Source organism: Streptomyces sp. NPDC037203 (assembly GCF_055605065.1).
In genome coordinates this window covers 33,185-50,639 of sequence record NZ_JBVJUC010000016.1, presented here as the reverse complement: position 1 = coordinate 50,639, position 17,455 = coordinate 33,185, and the positions used below count along the sequence as shown (strand labels likewise).

Here is a 17,455-nt window from a genome sequence, read left to right as displayed (position 1 = left end):
ACTCCGGGCCCGATGCTCGCCCAGCCGCTGCGCCCGCCGTCGCCGGGCCGGGCCCTCGCCTGTCTCGGCCTCTTCCTGCTCGGCGCGGTCGTCGCGGTCGCCGGCACCCTGGTGCAGGCGGCCTGGTTCCCCGGCGGGCTGCTGCTCGCCCTCGCGGGCGCCCTCGGGGTCTTCCTGGGCGGTGCGTACGCCACCCGGAGCCGGGGCGGTGCGATGGCCCCGGCGGCGGGCTGGATCGTCACCGTCATCCTGCTCACCTCCTCCCGCCCCGAGGGCGACTTCCTCTTCGGCGCGGGCGGCGGCTCCTATCTCTTCCTGTTCGGCGGTATGGCCCTCGCTGTGATCTGCGCCACCCTCGGTGCCACGAGGCAACCGCGCCCCGGCTCCGCCCGACTTGGGAAGTGACGTACCGCTTTCCGGTGCGGCCCGCGTGCGGCCCGCGTGCGAGTCGGGTGTGGGTTTCCTCAGCGGTCGGGGGATACGCGCCAGAGGCGGCCAGTATGGTGGTGCGCGCCGCCGAGCCTTCCCCGTGCTCTCGACCCCGTTCGAGCCGGGGGGACCGCCGAAGCAGTGAGGTCAGTGTCGGGCGGCGGAGCCAACTGGGAGAACCTGCCTTGAGTCGTGAAACTGACACTCCGTCCTCCGGGCCCAACGGGCGCGGCGGAGCCGCATACCCGTCCGGCACCCCGCCGTACGGGACCCCCATGGCTTCCGACGACGGTGCGGACGCGGGCCGTTCGGGCGCGCAGTCCGAGGAACGCAAGACCGAGACCACGCTGACGACCCGGATCCGGATCAACATCCCCGGATCCCGGCCCATCCCGCCGGTCGTCGTGCGCAAGCCCGTCGGCGACGGCGAGTCCGCCGACTCCGCGCGGGACGACGGGCCCGCGGCCGAGGCGAGCGCCCCGGCCGCGCCGGCGCCCGCCGCCGAGGCTCCGGCCGAGCCGTCGGCCCCGGCCGAGGAGAAGACCAGCGACTGGTTCGCGCCCCGCAAGCCGGGCACCCCCGCCAAGGGCGGCGCGGGTGCCAACGGGGCCAAGAACCCAGGTGGTTCCGCCGGCGCGCCGGGGGCGCGGGGAACCGGGGGCCCGGCCGGTGGCACCGGCGCCCGCCCCGGTGGTGTGGTCGGTTCCATGAGCGTGCCCGGCCGCGGCTCCGGCAAGACGAACGGCTCGGGCCTGCCCGGCGCCACCGGTGGCCCGGTGGCCCCCGGACACGGCGGCGGCACCGGCTCCTTCGACGTCACCGAGGCGCTGGCCGCGGGCCCGCTGGCCGGCGGCTCCCGCTCCGCGGACGCGGGTGGCGGCGAGCCGCGCCGCGACGATCTGCCGTACTTCTCGGAGAACGGCGGCGCGGGCGGCGGCCAGGACCCCTTCGGCAGCGCCGCGGGCGCGGGCGGCGCGAACGGCATGGGCGGGCAGGGCGGCCGGGGCGGCCCGCAGGGGCCCGCCGGGCCGACCGGCGGTCCGGTCACCGGGGACAGCCCGCTGCGGCCGGGCGCCGAGGGCTCCTACGGGCAGCGGGCCGAGGGCCCCTACGGGCAGCAGGGTGCCGGGGGCGGCGCCCGCACGGACCTCGCCGATCCCGACGGACCGGCCGGGGGGCCGGGCGGCGGGCTCGGCCCCGGCGGCGGGCTCAGCGACGACACCGCGATCCTCACCCCGCAGAAGCCGGCCCCGGAACCGGGCACGCCCGGCTACCGGGCCCCGGACAACGTCTCCGGACACACCGTCACCAGCGGCATCCCGGTCGTTCCGGGCGCGAACGGCGCCCCGTTCGGCGCCGGCGGTCCCGGCGGCCCGGCCGCCCCGGCGGCGCCCAAGCCCGAGCCGGCCGCGGCGGCGCCCAAGGCGGCGGCCAAGCCGAAGAAGAAGGGCCGCAGCAAACTGGTGCTGCTCGCCGCCGCCGTGGTCGTGATCGCGGGCGGTGTCTACGGCGCCGGGCTGCTGATGAACCACACCGACGTGCCCAAGGGCACCACCGTGCTCGGCGTCGACGTCGGCGGCGGCACCCGCGACGACGCCGTCAGGAAGCTGGACGACGTGTTCGGCGCCCGCGTCGCCAAGCCGCTGAAGCTCTCCGTGGGCGGCCGCACGGTCATGCTCACCCCGGCCAACGCCGGTCTCCAGTTCGACTTCCAGGCCACCGCGAGCGCGGCCGCCCAGAGCGACTACAACCCGGTCTCCGTGGTCGGCACGCTGTTCGGGCAGCAGCGCGTGGTCGAGCCGGTCATGCCGGTGGACGAGGAGAAGCTCCAGGCCGCGCTCCGGCAGGCGGGCGGCGGCTCCGGCGCGGGCGCGGTGGTCGAGGGCGGCATCAAGTTCGAGGCCGGCAAGGCCGTCGCCGTCTATGGCAAGGCGGGCACCGCCATCGACGCGGCCCGCTCGACGCAGGCGATCGAACAGGCGTACCGCACCGCGGTGGAGACGGGTGATCCCGCGACGGTCACCGTGCCCACCACCAACCGGCAGCCCGCGGTCTCCAACGCCGAGGTCGACCGCGAGATGAAGGAGTTCGCGGAGCCGGCGATGTCGGCCAAGGTGACGGTCATGACGGACGCCGCGCACGCGGTCCCGATGAGCCCGCAGAACTCGCTGTGGAAGTTCCTCCGGGTGACCGCCGTCAACGGCAAACTGGTCGACAAGCCCGATCTGGCCGCCCTCCAGCAGCTGTACGGCAAGGCCTTCGACGGCGTCCTCATCACCCGCGGCAACGGCCAGAAGACGCCGGTCACCCCGCAGGACGTCTACGGCGCCCTGCGCCAGGCACTGATGAGCAAGACCAACCGGGTCGCGGTGATCAGCACCAACCCCGACTAGACGCGAGGCCCACCCGTGAGGGGCGCCCGGTGTGCCGCCGGGCGCCCCTCACGGGTCGTCACCCTCCACGACATGACATCTGTCATCCGGCATCCGGGACCCCTGACACTGCCGGTGCCCGTCCCGCCACGGCACCATGGACGGCATGACAACGACAGCGGTACCGGCCACCTCCACCTCCACCGAGGTGGTCGGGTTCGACCAGGTGACCAAGACGTACGGGACGGTACGGGCCGTCGACGGGCTCACGCTGCGGCTGCACCCCGGAGAGACCGTCGCCCTGCTCGGCCCGAACGGCGCGGGCAAGTCCACCACCCTCGACCTGCTCCTCGGCCTCAAGCAGCCCGACGCCGGCACGGTGTCCCTGTTCGGCACCAGCCCCCGCGAGGCGATCGTGGCCGGGCGGGTCGGGGCCATGCTCCAGAGCGGCGGGCTGATGGACGACGTCACCGTCGCCGAACTGGTCAAGCTGTCCTGCTCCCTGCACCCGCGGCCGTACCAGCCCGCCGAGGTGATGGCCCGCGCCGGCATCGCGCAGATCGCCGACCGCAAGGTCAACAAGCTCTCCGGCGGCCAGGCCCAGCGGGTCCGCTTCGCGCTCGCCACCGCGGGCGACAGCGATCTGATCATCCTGGACGAGCCGACCACCGGCATGGACGTCTCCGCCCGCCACGCCTTCTGGGCGACCATGCGCGAGCAGGCCGACCAGGGCCGGACGGTCCTGTTCGCCACGCACTACCTCGAAGAGGCCGACGCCATAGCCGACCGGGTCCTGGTGCTGCACCGCGGCCGCCTGCTCGCCGACGGCACCGCCGCCGAGATCAAGGCCCGCGCGGGCGCCCGGCGGATCTCCTTCGACCTGGCGGGCGCCATCGACGAGGCCGCCCTGCGCGCCCTGCCGTTCCTGACCGCCGTCGACGTGTCCGGCCAGACCGTGCGCATCCAGTCCGCCGACGCCGACGCCACCGTGCACGCCCTGTACGGCCTCGGCGTCTACCCCCGCAACCTGGAGGTCGCCGGCCTCGGCCTGGAGCAGGCGTTCGTCGCCATCACGGAGGCCGAGGAGGCCAAGCAGTCATGAACAGTCTCATCAAGCTGGAACTGACCCGCGCCCTGCGCAACAAGAAGTTCCTGTTCTTCTCGGTGCTCTACCCGGCGGTCCTCTTCCTGATCATCGCGGGCAACGCCGACAACACCAGGATCGACGGCACCGGGCTGACCCTGGCCACCTACATGATGGTCTCCATGGCCTCCTTCGGCGCCCTGACCGCCGTGCTGATGGGCAACAGCGAGCGCATCGCCAAGGAACGCGAGAGCGGCTGGGTGCGGCAGCTGCGGCTGACCCCGCTGCCCGGCCGCGGCTACGTCCTCGCCAAGACCGCCAGCGCCGCCGTGGTGAGCCTGCCGTCCATCGTGGTGGTCTTCCTGGCCGCCGCCGTGATCAAGGACGTACGGCTCGACGCCTGGCAGTGGCTCGCGCTCACCGGGGTCATCTGGGCCGGCAGCCTGGTCTTCGCCGCGCTCGGCGTGGCCCTCGGCTACCTCGCCACCGGGGACGCGGTCCGCCCCATCACGATGATCGTGTACTTCGGCCTGTCGATCCTCGGCGGCCTGTGGATGCCCTCGACCACCTTCCCGCAGTTCCTCCAGGACATCGCCAAGTGGCTGCCCACCCACGCCTACGCCGCGCTGGGCCGGGCCATCGAGCAGAGCCAGGCCCCGCACACCGCGGACATCGCCGTCCTCGTCGCGTACTTCGTCCTCTTCGCGGGCGGCGCGGCCTGGCTGTACCGGAAGGACACGCTGAAGGCGTGAGCACCATGGCGGAAGACCCGAAGGCGGCCGGGGCGCAGCCGGAGACACGAGTCCGGATCGGACAGGGCGTGCAGGGCCGGCGCGAGCTCGTCGTGAAGGCGATGTGGATCGCCGTGTGGCTGGTCTTCCTCAGCTCCCCGACGCAGGACCTGATCGGTGGCCGGCACACCACGGCCGGCACCGTGGCGGGGGCGGTCGGCCTCACCGTCTTCGTGGGCGTCTACCTCGTCCTGGTCTTCCGGCAGCTCGGGGCGCCCTTCGCGCCGCGGACCGTGGCCCTGCTGCTCGGCACCCTCTTCGTCCTCGCGCCCGCCCTGACCTACGGCCTCGGCACCCAGTGGAGCACGCTGTTCGTCTACCTCTCGGTGGCCTGCGGAGCGACCCTGCCGCTGCGCCTGGCGAACTGGGCGATTCCGGGCTCCGCCGTGGTGATGTACCTGGTCGGGCTGCACTGGGGCGTCTACACGGTCGACGACGACATGCTGATGGTCGTGTTCATCGGGTTCGCCATGGTCGGCGTGGGCCAACTGGTCCGCACCACCATCGATCTGCGCAAGGCGCGGGCCACCGTCGCCCAGCTCGCCGCCAACGAGGAGCGGCTGCGGCTCGCCCGCGACCTGCACGACCTGCTGGGCCACTCGCTCTCCCTGATCACGCTCAAGAGCGAGCTGGCCGGGCGGATGCTGCCCGACCACCCCGACAAGGCGGCCCAGCAGATCGGCGACATCGAACAGGTCAGCCGCCAGGCGCTGGTGGACGTGCGGGAGGCCGTCACCGGCTACCGGCGCCCGCGGCTCGCCGTCGAGCTGGCCGGCACCCAGGTGGCGCTCACGGCCGCGGGCGTCACCGCCGAGCTGCCGTCCGAACCCGACCTCGCCCAGGTGCCCGAGGAGGCCGAGTCGGCGCTCGCCTGGGCGCTGCGCGAGGCGGTCACCAACGTGGTGCGGCACAGCGGCGCCGACCGGTGCGCCGTACGCCTCACGCACCACCAGACGCTGGCCGGGCCGATGCTCGAACTCGCCGTCGAGGACAACGGGTCGGGCGTCGGGACCGGCGGCTTCGGCAACGGTCTGACCGGGCTGACCGAACGCCTGCAGAAGGCCGGCGGGACGCTGGAGGCGGGCCGGGTCAGGCAGGGGTTCCGGCTGGTCGCCCGCGTGCCCGTGGCCCCCGCGGGGGACGTAGGATCCGGGGCATGACGAGCCCCATCAGGGTCCTGCTGGCCGAGGACCAGTCCATGGTCCGCGAGGCGCTGGCCGCGCTGCTCGGGCTGGAGGACGACATCGAGGTCGTCGCGCAGGTGGCGCGCGGGGACGAGGTGCTCGACGCGGTCCGGGCGCACGACGTGGACGTGGCGCTGCTGGACATCGAGATGCCGGGCTGTACCGGCATCGAGGCAGCGGCGCGGGTCCACCGGGACTTCCCGGCCGTCGGACTGGTCGTGCTCACCACCTTCGGGCGGCCCGGCTATCTGCGCAGCGCCATGGAGGCCGGCGCCGACGCCTTCCTCGTCAAGGACGCGCCCGCGGCCCAACTCGCCGCCGCCGTCCGCAAGGTGCTCGCCGGGGAGCGGGTCATCGACCCCTCGCTGGCCGCCGCCGCGCTCGCCGAGGGCGCGAACCCGCTCACCGAACGCGAGCGCGAGGTGCTGCGCGCCGCGGCCGACGGCTCCACCAACGCCGAGCTGGCCAAGGCCCTGCACCTGTCCCAGGGCACGGTCCGCAACTACCTCTCCACGGCCATCCAGAAGCTCGCCGTCCGCAACCGCGCGGAGGCGGTGCGCACCGCGCGGGAGAAGGGCTGGCTGTAGAAGCCGCGGGTACGGCCGGTCAGTTGAGCTTGGCGCGGGCGGTGCGGGCCTGTCGCCGTACCCGCTCGGCGGCCGGTTCGTCGACCACCTCGATCAGCTCGGCATAGGCGTCCAGTTCGTCCGCCCCGGCCGTGAACTGCCCCCGCTGCACCAGCAGTTGCCCGCGCTCGTAGCGCAGCCGGGCCGGGTGGGCGGGGATCAGCAGCGACAGCTCCACCGCGCGCAGCGCCACGTCCGAGTGCTCGGGGCGGGCCGCGGCCCACGCGCGGATGTTGTTCAGGATGCGCTGGACGACCTCCAGCGGGGGCGCGGGCTCCATCATCGCGGGGTCCGGCGGCGCGCCGGTCGCCCCGACCACGAGCAGTTCGGCGTCCGGGCCGGTGAGCACCCGGCCGCCCTCGAACGGGTCGGCCAGCACCCGCTCCCCGGCCGCCCCGAACCCGACCACGAAGTGCCCCGGCAGCGCGACCCCGTACACCGGGGCCCCGGCCCGCCGGGCCACCTCCAGCCAGACCACCGACAGCAGGATCGGCAGCCCGCGCCGGCGCCGCAGCACCTCGTGCAGCAGCGAGGACTCCAGGCGCTGGTAGTCGCCGGGCGTGCCGTGGAACTCGTAGCGCCCGCCGAGCAGCCGCCGTACCGCCTCGGCCCAGGCGCGCGGGCCGCCGGGCCGGTACGGCAGCTCGCCTGAGAGCCGGTCCAGCTCCGCCTGCGCGGTGTCGATCCCGGCCTCGTCCAGCGAACCGTCCGCCTCCGCGGCGATCAGCAGGCACAGCGCCGCCAGATCCGGCCGCTCGGAGCGCGCCTGTTCGGCGAAGCGCGCCCGCACCTCGGCGGAGCGCTCGGGCGGCGGCGGGTACGGGGGCGGCAGATACGGGTGAGGCATGGCGGTTCCCGCCCTTCCGACGGAGGGTCTACGACGGGCCGTGGGCGGGCTGTTCCCGCGGCTCCCGGTAGTGGTGGTAGGCGTGGTGCCGGGAGAAGCCCAGCGCGGCGTACAGGGCCTTCGCGGGCTCGTTGCCGGTCTCCACCTGGAGCCAGCCGGCCGAGGCGCCCTCGGCCAGCGCCCGGCGCGCGAGCGCGGCCATCACCTCGGTGGCCAGGCCCTGCCGCCGCCTGGCGGGGTCCACCTCGACGGCGGCGAACCCGGCCCAGCGCCCGTCCACGACACACCGCCCGATCGCCGCCGGGACCCCGTCCGGCCCGCCCGGTACGGAGGCGAACCACACCGAGGGGCCTCCGGTGAGCACCCGCAGCGCCACCTCGCTCACCCCCTTGCGCCCATACCGCGCGAGCCACGCCTCGTCCGCCTCCCGGCCGAGGACCACCTCGGCGCCCTCGGGCCGGTCCGCCGGCGGGGCCAGCGCGCCGATCCACACCTCCGCGCTCACCTCCCGCACCCAGCCGCGCCGCTCCAGCTCCGCGCAGAGCAGCTCCTGCGTGCCCTCGGCGCCCGTCGCGGCCTGCACGCGGGCCGGCAGCCCGCGCTCGCCGTACCAGCGTCGTACGGCGTCCAGGGCCGCGTCGAGCGGAAGTCCGGGATCACCCAGCGGCAGCACGCTGTTGGCGCGCCGGGTGAAGCCCTCCCGCCGCCCGGCCGCCACCCCGGCCGGCCGCGTTTCGCGCGGCTCCCTCCCGACCGCGGCCCGCAGCTCCCAGTCGCCCAGCCGTTCGCTCTCCACCGGGCGCCAGCCGCGCGAGACGGCCCGCGCCAGCTCCGCGTAGCCGGCCGCCGGGCCCCTGCGGCGCGCCGGGGCGGCCGGGACGACCTTGCCCGCCACGAGCGAGGTTTCCGGAAACCGCACACTTGTACCGCTCCGCTGTGTGATCATGAGCACGCCATGATCCCACGATGTGAGAACACCCACCGTGTCGGTGAACTTCTCCCGCGCCGCTCCGGCCTCGCTCAAGCGCCGCACGGAGACGCGTTTACCCACGTCAGCGGGGGTGATTCGGACTTCCAGGCGCCCTTGTGCCGAGATTTCCACCGGTCAGTTCACCCCTCCTGTTCGGATCATGCTCCGGAACGGAGATACTAGGGGCGGGCATCGACGACGCCGCGCTCCCGCGCGCCAGGCGGCGGAGCCTGCGGAGGCCCGCCAGCGCCCTATCGAGGAGGAACGACAGCGTGACCTACGTCATCGCGCAGCCTTGTGTCGACGTCAAGGACAAGGCGTGCATCGAGGAGTGCCCGGTCGACTGCATCTACGAGGGCCAGCGGTCCTTGTACATCCACCCGGACGAATGCGTCGACTGTGGTGCCTGTGAGCCGGTCTGCCCGGTCGAGGCGATCTTCTACGAGGACGACACTCCCGAGGAGTGGAAGGACTACTACAAGGCGAACGTCGAGTTCTTCGACGAGCTGGGCTCGCCCGGCGGTGCCAGCAAGCTGGGGCTGATCGAGCGCGACCACCCCTTCATCGCCGCGCTGCCCCCGCAGGGCGAGTGACCGTTTAGCTCCCAAGCGGCCCGCACCGCGCCGCCTCGGTCCCGTACGGCCCCGATCGCCCAGATCACCGCCGCACGGGACCGAGGCGTTTGCCGCACCAGACGAAAGTGAGCCACTGATCGTGTCCGCAGTCTCCGACCGGCTTCCCACGTTCCCCTGGGACAAGCTGGAGCCGTACAAGAAGACGGCCGCGGCCCATCCGGACGGCATCGTCGACCTCTCCGTCGGCACTCCGGTCGACCCGGTCCCCGAGCTGGTCCAGAAGGCCCTGATCGACGCGGCCGACTCGCCGGGCTATCCGACCGTCTGGGGCACGCCCGAGCTGCGGGACGCGATCAGCGGGTGGCTGGAGCGGCGCCTGGGCGCGCGCGAGGTGACCCACCGGCACGTGCTGCCGGTCGTCGGCTCCAAGGAACTGGTGGCCTGGCTGCCGACCCAGCTGGGCCTCGGCCCCGGCGACAAGGTGGCCTACCCGCGCCTCGCCTACCCGACGTACGAGGTCGGCGCGCGGCTCGCCCGCGCGGAGTACGAGACGTACGACGACCCGCGCGAGCTCGACCCGGCGGGCCTGAAGCTGCTCTGGCTGAACTCCCCGTCCAACCCGACGGGCAAGGTGCTGGCCAAGCGGGAGCTGACGGAGATCGTCGCCTGGGCCCGCGCCCACGGCGTCCTGGTCGCCTCCGACGAGTGCTACCTGGAGCTGGGCTGGGAGGCCGACCCGGTCTCGGTGCTGCACCCGGACGTCAACGGCGGCTCGTACGAGGGCATCGTGGCCGTCCACTCCCTCTCCAAGCGCTCCAACCTGGCCGGCTACCGCGCCGCCTTCGTCGCGGGCGACCCGGCCGTCCTCGGCCCGCTCCTGGAGATCCGCAAGCACGGCGGCATGATGACCTCGGCGCCGACCCAGGCCGCCGTGGTGGCCGCGCTGGGCGACGACGCGCACGTACGGGAGCAGCGCGCCCGCTACGCCGCCCGCCGCGAGGCGCTCCGCCCGGCCCTGCTGTCCCACGGCTTCCGCATCGAGCACAGCGAGGCCAGCCTCTACCTGTGGGCCACCCGCGACGAACCCTGCTGGACCACCGTCGCCCACCTCGCCGACCTGGGCATCCTGGTCGCCCCCGGCGACTTCTACGGCTCCGCCGGCGAGAGCTTCGTCCGCGTGGCCCTGACGGCGACGGACGAACGCGTCGCGGCGGCGGTCGCCCGCCTGCGGTAAGCCCCGCACTGCCGCCACCGCCGTGCCGGTGGTCCGGCCCTCGCCGGAGCGAAACGCCGAACGGGGTCCAGGGGACATCCCCTGGACCCCGTTCACCGGGCGGTGCCGGCTCAGGTGAGGGGCAGGCCCTGCATCGGGAGGTTGGCGGTCGGCAGACCGCCCTTCGTGGCGCCGGCGGCCGCGTCGCCCAGGGCGTTGCCCGCGGCACCGGCGACGCCGCCCGCGGCCTGCTGGGCCGCCGGGGCGGCCTTCTTCACGGCGCCGCCGGCCGTCTTGCCCGCGGCCGGCACGGCCGACTTCACGGCGTTGCCGCCCGCGTTGCCCGCCAGCGAGGTGACGTGCTCCGCGGCACCGTCGACGGTGTCGCCGACGTGCGCCGCGTCCAGCGCGGTCAGGCCGCTCAGGTTCGCGGCCGGCAGGTTCGTGGCCGCACCGGCGGAGCCGGCCGCACCGACCCCGGCGGCCGCTCCCGCTGCGACGAGCAGCGCGGCACGGGCGATCCGGCGGGTCAGGGGGAGGGACATGATGCTCCATTCGACGGGAGAAGAACGATCTGTGTCATCCGGACCCGGCACCGGGCTCGGACGCCATGACTACCGCTCGAAGCCCCCGAAGGTTGCGGACGCCCCAGGTAAAGAACCGATAACGCATCGCATTATCAGGTGGGGATAAAAACGGGCAAAGGGCGTCTGCGGGAACGCCCAGCAGAATCCTTCCGCCCCTTGCGTCCCAAGGGGTCTAGGCCGAATTCCCAAGCTCGCCCGTTTGGCCGCGTGTGAAACGCCGACGCCACCCGCCGGCGTGACGACCCGTACTACTGTCCGGTCACGATCCGGACAACGCTCACGGACCCCTCCGCCCCCGCGGCTCCCTGCGAGCGCACCTGCTGCCACGCCCCGCCGTCGCTGCCGGCGATCCACACCCGCCCCGCGTACGTCACCCGCTGGATGTGCAGCGCCGAGGAGTTGGCGACCGCCCAGTGCGCGAGCTGCCACCCCCGCTCCCGCTCGTCGCGCCCGCTCGCGTCCGTCCGCGTGCCGAGCGGCACCGGCACGGTCACCGTCCGCCCGCTCGCCGTCGCCGTCACGCTCGGCGAGGGGGACGGCGAGGGCACCGGCGCCCCGCCCACCTCCGCGCCGGTCTCCTGGAGCGCGTCCCGCCCGAAGTCCCGTACCAGCGCGGCCCGTACCGCGTCCGGACCGACCGCGGCGGCCGTCGTGTCGAACCGCCCGTCACAGGTCAGCGTGGCCGCCGCCTGCCCGGTCAGCGCCGCCGACAGCAGCTCGGCGTCCGGCTCGTGCTTGGCGTACGCCTCCGGGAAGCCGCTGCGCTGCACCTTCTGCGCGGCCACGGTGAGCGGCAGATCGGTGTAGTCGGGCACCTTGGCGAGATGGGCGTAGAAGATCCCGGCGGCGTACGTCGGGTCCATGATCTGCCGCTCGCTGCCCCAGCCCTGCGAGGGCCGCTGCTGGAACAGGCCGAGTGAATCCCGGTCGCCGTGCTCGATGTTGCGCAGCCCGGACTCCTGGAGCGCGGTGGCCAGCGCGATGGTCACGGCCCGCTCGGGCATGTTCCGGCCGGTGCCGACGGCGGCGATCGTCGCCGCGTTCGCCGCCTGCTCGGGCGTGAACTCGTACGACGCTCTGGCGCCGGTGGCCGAGACCACCTTGCAGCCGCGTGCCCCGCCGCCTCCGGTGACGTACTGCACCACGAGGTAGGCGGCGACACCGCACAGGACCAACAGGGCCGCGGCGAACCGGAGAAGCCGGCCGCGGCGCTTGCGACGGGTGGGGGACGGCTGTGACACGCGTACAAGGTAGCGGAGGGATCACCACCGTTCACCAGCGGTCCGCCGCCGCGCGCGGGGCGGGGGGTGCCGGGGCGGGCGCGCTAGGGTCGAGGCCATGGCCGACACCTCGCTTGACCTCACGCTGGACGCCGCCACGCTCACCGCGCGGCTCGTGGACTTCGCCTCCGAGAGCGGCACCGAGAAGCCGCTCGCCGACGCGATCGAGACGGCGCTGCGCGCCCTGCCGCACCTGGCGGTGGACCGCTACGGCAACAACGTGATCGCCCGCACGAACCTGGGCCGCGCCGAGCGGGTCGTGCTGGCCGGGCACATCGACACCGTGCCGATCGCGGACAACGTGCCCTCGCGCCTGGACGAGGACGGCGTGCTGTGGGGCTGCGGCACCTGCGACATGAAGTCGGGCGTGGCGGTCCAGCTGCGCATCGCCGCCACCGTGCCCGCCCCCAACCGCGATCTGACCTTTGTGTTCTACGACAACGAGGAGGTCGCCGCCCACCTCAACGGCCTGCGCCATGTCGCCGAGGCCCACCCGGAGTGGCTGGCGGGCGACTTCGCGGTGCTCCTGGAGCCCTCCGACGGCGAGGTCGAAGGCGGCTGCCAGGGCACCCTGCGGATGCTGCTGCGCACCGAGGGCGAGCGGGCGCACTCGGCGCGTTCCTGGATGGGCGCCAACGCCATCCACGCGGCCGCGCCGATCCTGGCCCGCCTCGCGGCCTACGAGCCCCGCTACCCGGTGATCGACGGCCTGGAGTACCGCGAGGGCCTGAACGCCGTGCGCATCGAGGGCGGGGTCGCGGGCAACGTCATCCCCGACGCGTGCGTGGTCGCCGTCAACTTCCGCTACGCCCCCGACCGCACCGAGGAGGAGGCGATCGCGCACGTCCGCGAGGTGTTCGCGGACTGCGGGGTCGCCGAGTTCGTGGTCGAGGACCACAGCGGCGGCGCGCTGCCCGGTCTCTCCCACCCGGCCGCGGCCGCCTTCATGGAGGCGGTCGGCGGCACCCCGCGCCCCAAGTACGGCTGGACGGACGTCTCCCGCTTCGCCGCGCTCGGCATCCCCGCGGTCAACTACGGCCCCGGCAACCCGCACCTGGCGCACAAGCGGGACGAGCGGGTGGAGACGGCCAAGATCCTCAAGGCGGAGGAGCGGCTGCGCGGCTGGCTGACCGCCTGAGCCCGCCGCGCGCGGCGCACGCCTGGCCGACATGCGTATGTCCCCCCTGCGTAACCCGTGTGGATCTAGGCTGAGAACGAACCACCGGCAAGCGGAGGGAGCGCACATGCCTACCGGGAACCCCGAGGGGAAGAAGCAGCCGCCGGACGAGCAGCGGCTCGGGCCGGTCCTGCGGCGGCGGGGCCAGGTGACGCCGAGCACGACCGACCAGCGGCTGCTGGACGCGGGCGGCCCCTCCGACTGGGTCCACACCGATCCCTGGCGGGTGCTGCGCATCCAGTCGGAGTTCATCGAGGGCTTCGGCACACTGGCCGAACTCCCGCCCGCGATCAGCGTGTTCGGTTCGGCCCGCACGCCCGTGGACTCGCCCGAGTACGACGCGGGGGTGCGGCTCGGCCGCGGTCTGGTCGAGGCCGGCTGGGCGGTGATCACCGGCGGCGGCCCCGGCGCGATGGAGGCCGCGAACAAGGGCGCGTGCGAGGCGGGCGGCGTCTCGGTCGGGCTCGGCATCGAGCTGCCCTTCGAGCAGGGGCTGAACCCCTACGTCGACATCGGGCTGAACTTCCGCTACTTCTTCGTCCGCAAGATGATGTTCGTGAAGTACGCCCAGGGCTTCGTGGTGCTGCCCGGCGGCCTCGGCACCCTGGACGAGCTGTTCGAGGCGCTGACCCTGGTGCAGACCCAGAAGGTCACCCGCTTCCCGATCGTCCTCTTCGGCAGCGCCTACTGGGGCGGCCTGGTCGACTGGCTCAAGAACACCCTGGTGGCCAGCGGCAAGGCCCTGGAGAAGGACCTCCTCCTCTTCCACGTCACCGACGACGTGGAAGAGGCGGTCGCCCTGGTCTCCAAGGAGGCCGCGCGCTAGGGCCTCTCGTTTGGATCATGCCGGGCTCGCGGGCCCTGGCACCGCGCCTCGCGGCGTTGTCGTCGGTTGCCATGGCTCCGCCATGTCGCCCTCCTCCGCCTTGCGACGCACGGCACCAGACCCCGCTCCCTGATCCGGCCTGATCCAAACGAAAGACCCTAGGGGTCCGCCCGTCCGTCAGGCCAGGCCGCGCCGGGCCACCGCAGGGGGGCGGTGGCCCGCGATGGAGGAGACCATGTCGAGGACCTGGCGGGTCTCGGCGACTTCGTGGACGCGGTAGACCATCGCCCCGAGCCAGGAGGACACCGCCGTCGTCGCCAGCGTGCCGATCAGCCGCTCCTTGACCGGCCGGTCCAGCGTCTCCCCGACGAAGTCCTTGTTGGACAGCGACACCAGCACCGGCCAGCCCGCGGCCACCATCTCGTCCAGCCGCCGCGTCGCCTCCAGGCTGTGCCGGGTGTTCTTGCCGAAGTCGTGACCGGGATCGATCAGCACCGACTCCCGCGGCACCCCGAGCGCCACCGCGCGCTGGGCGAGGCCCACGGTCACCTCCAGGACGTCCGCCATGACGTCGTCGTACTCCACCCGGTGCGGGCGGGTGCGCGGCTCGGCGCCGCCCGCGTGCGTGCACACCAGGCCCACCCGGTGGCGCGCCGCGACCTCGGCGAGAGCGGGGTCCGCGCCGCCCCACGCGTCGTTCAGCAGATCGGCGCCCGCCGCGCACACCGCCTCGCCGACCTCCGCCCGCCAGGTGTCCACGCTGATCACCACGTCCGGGAACCGGCGCCGCACCTCCGCCACGAAGCCGACCGTGCGCCGCGCCTCCTCCTGTGCGGAGACCTCCTCGCCGGGGCCCGCCTTCACCCCGCCGATGTCGATGATCGCGGCGCCCTCGGCCACCGCCTGCTCGACCCGCGCCAGGGCCGGCTCGTCGCGGAACGTCGCCCCCCGGTCGTAGAAGGAGTCGGGGGTCCGGTTCACGATCGCCATGATCACCCGATCGTGCGGTCCGAATTCCCGCCTGCCCAGCCTGAGCATCCGCTGTGACCTCTTCCTCGCGTGTCCGGCACTGCGACCGCCAGTGACCCTAACCGTCGCAGGCGCATGGCACGATCGGAGCTGACAGATTCCGCGTCCGGCGACAGCGCCGGCACCCGAGCAGGGGGCCCCGAGACGATGGTGATGTTCCTCTTCCTGGTCGTCGCACTGGCCGTCGTGGTCGCCGCGGTGACCCTCGCCGTGGTGGGCGGCGGCGAGAGCGGCCCGCTGCCCGACGCCGCGCCCGAGCGGCTCCAGGACCCGCTGCCCGACGACCGGCCGGTGGGCCGCGAGGACGTCGAGAGCCTGCGCTTCCCGCTCGCCGTGCGCGGCTACCGCATGTCCGACGTGGACGACGCCCTCGGCCGCCTCGGCGCCGAACTCGCCGAGCGCGACGCCCGGATCGCGGGCCTGGAGTCCGCGCTGGCCGGAGCGCGCGCCGCCGCCGACCGCCCCGCCCCGGACACCGACCGGCACCCGGAGGATCAGCAGTGACCGCCGCCATCGCGGGCCCGGACGGCGCGCCGCGCTGCCCCTGGGCCCTGTCCACCGACGACTACGTGTCGTACCACGACGAGGAGTGGGGCCGCCCGGTCCACGGCGACGACGCCCTCTTCGAGCGGCTCAGCCTGGAGGCGTTCCAGTCGGGCCTGTCCTGGATCACCATCCTGCGCCGCCGGCCGGGCTTCCGCGCAGCCTTCGCAGGCTTCTCCATCGAGAAGGTCGCCGCCTTCACCGACGAGGACCGCGAGCGCCTGCTGGCCGATCCGGGCATCATCCGCAACCGCGCCAAGATCGACGCCACCCTCGCCAACGCCCGCGTCCTCGCCGGCTGGGCCTCCGGCGAGCTGGACGACCTGATCTGGTCCCACGCCCCCGACCCGGCCGGCCGCCCCGCCCCGAAGACCCTGGCCGACGTCCCGGCGGTCACCCCGCAATCCACGGCCCTGTCCAAGGAGTTGAAGAAGCGGGGCCTGAAGTTCGTCGGCCCGACGACGGCGTACGCGCTGATGCAGGCGTGCGGTCTGGTCAACGACCACCTGGAGACGTGCGTGGCCCGCTGACGCGCCGACGGGGCGCGGGGCGGTGCCCCACGGCGCGTCACCGCCCCGAGTACTTCGGCTTCTCCTTGTCGACGAACGCCTGCACCGCGATCGCGTGGTCCTCGGACTGCCCGGCCCGCGTCTGGAGTTCGTCCTCCTTCTCCAGCGTCTCCTCCAGCGTGTGCGTCAGCCCGAACGCCACCGCCTCCTTGACCGCCGCGTAGGCGACCGTCGGCCCCGACGCCAGCTTCCGCGCCACCTTCTCCGCCTCGGCCCGCAGCTCGGCCGCGGGCACCACCCGGTTGGCGATCCCCAGCTCCAGCGCGTCCTGCGCGCCGATGCTGCGCGGGAACAGCAGCAGATCCTGCGCGCGGCTCGGCCCGACCACCCGCGGCAGCGTCCAGGAGATCCCGGAGTCCCCGGTCAGGGCGACGCCCACGAACGACGTGTTGAAGGACGCGGTGTCGGCGACGACCCGGTAGTCCGCCGCGAGCGCGAACCCGAACCCGGCCCCCGCCGCGACGCCGTTCACCGCGGCGACGACCGGCTTCGCCGCCCCCGCCAGTGCCCGCACGATCGGGTTGTAGTGCTCGCCGACCGTGCTCATCGTCTGCCCGGACCCGGTCTCCCGGTCCTGCGCCAGCAGCCCGATGTGCTCCTTGAGGTCCTGGCCCACGCAGAACGCCCGCTCCCCGGCGGCGGTCAGCAGGATCGCCCGTACGGCCGTGTCCCCGGCCGCCTCCTCGGCCGCGTCCCGCAGCGCGACCTTGGCGGCCACGTTCAGCGCGTTCATCGCCTCGGGGCGGTTCAGCGTGATCGTCGCGAGCCCGTCGCTCACCTCGTAGAGCACGGTGTCGGCCATGGCGCATCCCCTCCGGTTCGCGGTGGCGGCGTACCGCTCGGTACGCCCCTGTCCGATCACAGCATGGCGGAGATCACCGGCCGAGGGCCTGCCGGCGGGTGTGAGCTGCGTCAAAGAAAACCGGACCCCGGATGACCGGAGGGCGTCCGTGCGGTGGCGCAGTATCGCAGCCACATCCCCGAATTGAGTGGTTTTGCTCGCGCGCGTTGCCCAAGCGATGCCTACCGATGTTGGTCATCGGGTCCTGAGATGCGGGATAATGGCTTGGAAGCAATGTGTTCGATGCCGGTGTCGCGTGTCCGGTTCGGTCCCGCGGGTGCCCGCCGGGTGCCATTTCGGCAGACGATGAGCTGGTTTCAGGAAGGGGAACGAGCATGGCGGCCATGAAGCCGCGGACGGGCGATGGTCCGCTCGAGGTGACCAAGGAGGGGCGGGGCATCGTCATGCGCGTTCCGCTCGAAGGCGGCGGTCGACTCGTCGTCGAGCTGACCCCTGACGAGGCCGAGGCGCTCGGCGACGCGCTCAAGAAGGTCGTCGTCTGACGCGCGCAC

Annotated in this window: 19 protein-coding genes; 13 read left to right on the top strand and 6 right to left on the bottom strand. The window is 73.7% G+C overall.

Annotated features, from left to right (window positions below; genetic code table 11):
• The first annotated feature begins 12 nt into the window (after positions 1-12).
• The 6 genes from ACZ7EC_RS30820 (at position 13) to ACZ7EC_RS30795 (ending at position 6,447) form a co-directional block, all read left to right on the top strand.
• A complete protein-coding gene (locus ACZ7EC_RS30820) occupies positions 13-405 on the top strand; it encodes a DUF6113 family protein (RefSeq protein ID WP_471067995.1) in 393 nt (130 codons plus the stop codon).
• A 209-nt stretch (positions 406-614) separates the two neighbouring features.
• On the top strand, positions 615-2,822 hold the full coding sequence (locus ACZ7EC_RS30815; protein ID WP_471067863.1) for a hypothetical protein: 2,208 nt from the start codon (positions 615-617) through the stop codon (positions 2,820-2,822).
• A gap of 145 nt (positions 2,823-2,967) precedes the next feature.
• The gene (locus ACZ7EC_RS30810) at positions 2,968-3,903 is read left to right on the top strand and encodes an ABC transporter ATP-binding protein (RefSeq protein WP_471067860.1); all 936 of its coding nucleotides are present in this window, start codon (positions 2,968-2,970) and stop codon (positions 3,901-3,903) included.
• Positions 3,900-4,637: an ABC transporter permease gene (locus ACZ7EC_RS30805; protein ID WP_471067857.1), complete on the top strand. Its 738-nt coding sequence runs from the start codon at positions 3,900-3,902 to the stop codon at positions 4,635-4,637. The genes ACZ7EC_RS30810 and ACZ7EC_RS30805 overlap by 4 nt, the downstream gene beginning before the upstream one ends.
• On the top strand, positions 4,634-5,836 hold the full coding sequence (locus ACZ7EC_RS30800; protein WP_471067853.1) for a sensor histidine kinase: 1,203 nt from the start codon (positions 4,634-4,636) through the stop codon (positions 5,834-5,836). The genes ACZ7EC_RS30805 and ACZ7EC_RS30800 overlap by 4 nt, the downstream gene beginning before the upstream one ends.
• Positions 5,833-6,447: a response regulator gene (locus ACZ7EC_RS30795; protein ID WP_471067849.1), complete on the top strand. Its 615-nt coding sequence runs from the start codon at positions 5,833-5,835 to the stop codon at positions 6,445-6,447. The genes ACZ7EC_RS30800 and ACZ7EC_RS30795 overlap by 4 nt, the downstream gene beginning before the upstream one ends.
• A gap of 19 nt (positions 6,448-6,466) precedes the next feature.
• Here the strand turns inward: ACZ7EC_RS30795 and ACZ7EC_RS30790 are convergent, their stop codons facing one another.
• Both ACZ7EC_RS30790 and ACZ7EC_RS30785 read right to left on the bottom strand, forming a co-directional pair.
• A complete protein-coding gene (locus ACZ7EC_RS30790) occupies positions 6,467-7,333 on the bottom strand; it encodes a transglutaminase family protein (RefSeq protein ID WP_471067846.1) in 867 nt (288 codons plus the stop codon).
• A 28-nt stretch (positions 7,334-7,361) separates the two neighbouring features.
• Positions 7,362-8,435 (bottom strand): GNAT family N-acetyltransferase, encoded by a 1,074-nt coding sequence (locus ACZ7EC_RS30785; protein WP_471067843.1) that lies wholly within the window; start codon positions 8,433-8,435, stop codon positions 7,362-7,364.
• A 140-nt stretch (positions 8,436-8,575) separates the two neighbouring features.
• Here ACZ7EC_RS30785 and fdxA point away from each other — a divergent pair, with 140 nt between their 5' ends.
• Together fdxA and ACZ7EC_RS30775 are read left to right on the top strand one after the other, a co-directional pair.
• Positions 8,576-8,896 (top strand): ferredoxin, encoded by a 321-nt coding sequence (gene fdxA / locus ACZ7EC_RS30780; RefSeq protein WP_018561461.1) that lies wholly within the window; start codon positions 8,576-8,578, stop codon positions 8,894-8,896.
• Between the two features lie 121 nt (positions 8,897-9,017).
• The gene (locus ACZ7EC_RS30775; RefSeq protein WP_471067840.1) at positions 9,018-10,112 is read left to right on the top strand and encodes a bifunctional succinyldiaminopimelate transaminase/glutamate-prephenate aminotransferase; all 1,095 of its coding nucleotides are present in this window, start codon (positions 9,018-9,020) and stop codon (positions 10,110-10,112) included.
• 110 nt (positions 10,113-10,222) lie between these two features.
• Here the strand turns inward: ACZ7EC_RS30775 and ACZ7EC_RS30770 are convergent, their stop codons facing one another.
• Both ACZ7EC_RS30770 and ACZ7EC_RS30765 read right to left on the bottom strand, forming a co-directional pair.
• Entirely contained in the window at positions 10,223-10,636 is a 414-nt protein-coding gene (locus tag ACZ7EC_RS30770) for an ATP-binding protein (protein WP_471067837.1), read from the bottom strand.
• 290 nt (positions 10,637-10,926) lie between these two features.
• Positions 10,927-11,919, bottom strand: coding sequence for a VldE C-terminal domain-containing protein (locus tag ACZ7EC_RS30765; RefSeq protein WP_471067834.1), 993 nt, complete (start codon positions 11,917-11,919; stop codon positions 10,927-10,929).
• A gap of 97 nt (positions 11,920-12,016) precedes the next feature.
• Between ACZ7EC_RS30765 and dapE the strand changes: the two genes are divergently transcribed.
• Positions 12,017-13,096 carry a succinyl-diaminopimelate desuccinylase gene (dapE, locus tag ACZ7EC_RS30760; RefSeq protein WP_471067831.1) on the top strand — a complete coding sequence of 360 codons (1,080 nt, stop codon included), beginning with the start codon at positions 12,017-12,019 and terminating at the stop codon, positions 13,094-13,096.
• Between the two features lie 106 nt (positions 13,097-13,202).
• Positions 13,203-13,961 carry an LOG family protein gene (locus ACZ7EC_RS30755; RefSeq protein ID WP_471067828.1) on the top strand — a complete coding sequence of 253 codons (759 nt, stop codon included), beginning with the start codon at positions 13,203-13,205 and terminating at the stop codon, positions 13,959-13,961.
• Positions 13,962-14,138: 177 nt separating this feature from the next.
• Here ACZ7EC_RS30755 and folP read toward each other — a convergent pair whose 3' ends face one another.
• The gene (gene folP, locus ACZ7EC_RS30750; protein WP_471067825.1) at positions 14,139-14,999 is read right to left on the bottom strand and encodes a dihydropteroate synthase; all 861 of its coding nucleotides are present in this window, start codon (positions 14,997-14,999) and stop codon (positions 14,139-14,141) included.
• A 138-nt stretch (positions 15,000-15,137) separates the two neighbouring features.
• Here folP and ACZ7EC_RS30745 point away from each other — a divergent pair, with 138 nt between their 5' ends.
• Complete coding sequence (locus ACZ7EC_RS30745) at positions 15,138-15,494, top strand: DivIVA domain-containing protein (RefSeq protein WP_471067992.1); 357 nt, start codon at positions 15,138-15,140, stop codon at positions 15,492-15,494.
• Positions 15,491-16,063 carry a DNA-3-methyladenine glycosylase I gene (locus ACZ7EC_RS30740; protein WP_471067823.1) on the top strand — a complete coding sequence of 191 codons (573 nt, stop codon included), beginning with the start codon at positions 15,491-15,493 and terminating at the stop codon, positions 16,061-16,063. Before ACZ7EC_RS30745 ends, ACZ7EC_RS30740 begins: the two co-directional genes overlap by 4 nt.
• 37 nt (positions 16,064-16,100) lie before the next feature.
• Here ACZ7EC_RS30740 and chcB read toward each other — a convergent pair whose 3' ends face one another.
• Positions 16,101-16,904, bottom strand: a complete 804-nt coding sequence (chcB, locus tag ACZ7EC_RS30735) for a 2-cyclohexenylcarbonyl CoA isomerase (RefSeq protein WP_471067821.1) — start codon at positions 16,902-16,904, stop codon at positions 16,101-16,103.
• 374 nt (positions 16,905-17,278) lie between these two features.
• On the opposite strand from chcB, the gene ACZ7EC_RS30730 reads away from it, so the two are divergent.
• Positions 17,279-17,446 (top strand): DUF3117 domain-containing protein, encoded by a 168-nt coding sequence (locus ACZ7EC_RS30730; protein ID WP_018544333.1) that lies wholly within the window; start codon positions 17,279-17,281, stop codon positions 17,444-17,446.
• Positions 17,447-17,455 lie beyond the last annotated feature (9 nt).

Bases quoted from the DNA above. Each gene is read 5' to 3' on its own strand.
- ACZ7EC_RS30820 (WP_471067995.1), top strand. From the start codon at position 13: ATGCTCGCCCAGCCGCTGCGCCCGCCGTCGCCGGGCCGGGCCCTCGCC.
- ACZ7EC_RS30810 (WP_471067860.1), top strand. From the start codon at position 2,968: ATGACAACGACAGCGGTACCGGCCACCTCCACCTCCACCGAGGTGGTC.
- ACZ7EC_RS30805 (WP_471067857.1), top strand. From the start codon at position 3,900: ATGAACAGTCTCATCAAGCTGGAACTGACCCGCGCCCTGCGCAACAAG.
- ACZ7EC_RS30795 (WP_471067849.1), top strand. From the start codon at position 5,833: ATGACGAGCCCCATCAGGGTCCTGCTGGCCGAGGACCAGTCCATGGTC.
- ACZ7EC_RS30790 (WP_471067846.1), bottom strand. From the start codon at position 7,333: ATGCCTCACCCGTATCTGCCGCCCCCGTACCCGCCGCCGCCCGAGCGC.
- ACZ7EC_RS30770 (WP_471067837.1), bottom strand. From the start codon at position 10,636: ATGTCCCTCCCCCTGACCCGCCGGATCGCCCGTGCCGCGCTGCTCGTC.
- dapE (WP_471067831.1), top strand. From the start codon at position 12,017: ATGGCCGACACCTCGCTTGACCTCACGCTGGACGCCGCCACGCTCACC.
- ACZ7EC_RS30755 (WP_471067828.1), top strand. From the start codon at position 13,203: ATGCCTACCGGGAACCCCGAGGGGAAGAAGCAGCCGCCGGACGAGCAG.
- folP (WP_471067825.1), bottom strand. From the start codon at position 14,999: ATGCTCAGGCTGGGCAGGCGGGAATTCGGACCGCACGATCGGGTGATC.
- ACZ7EC_RS30745 (WP_471067992.1), top strand. From the start codon at position 15,138: ATGGTGATGTTCCTCTTCCTGGTCGTCGCACTGGCCGTCGTGGTCGCC.
- chcB (WP_471067821.1), bottom strand. From the start codon at position 16,904: ATGGCCGACACCGTGCTCTACGAGGTGAGCGACGGGCTCGCGACGATC.
- ACZ7EC_RS30730 (WP_018544333.1), top strand. From the start codon at position 17,279: ATGGCGGCCATGAAGCCGCGGACGGGCGATGGTCCGCTCGAGGTGACC.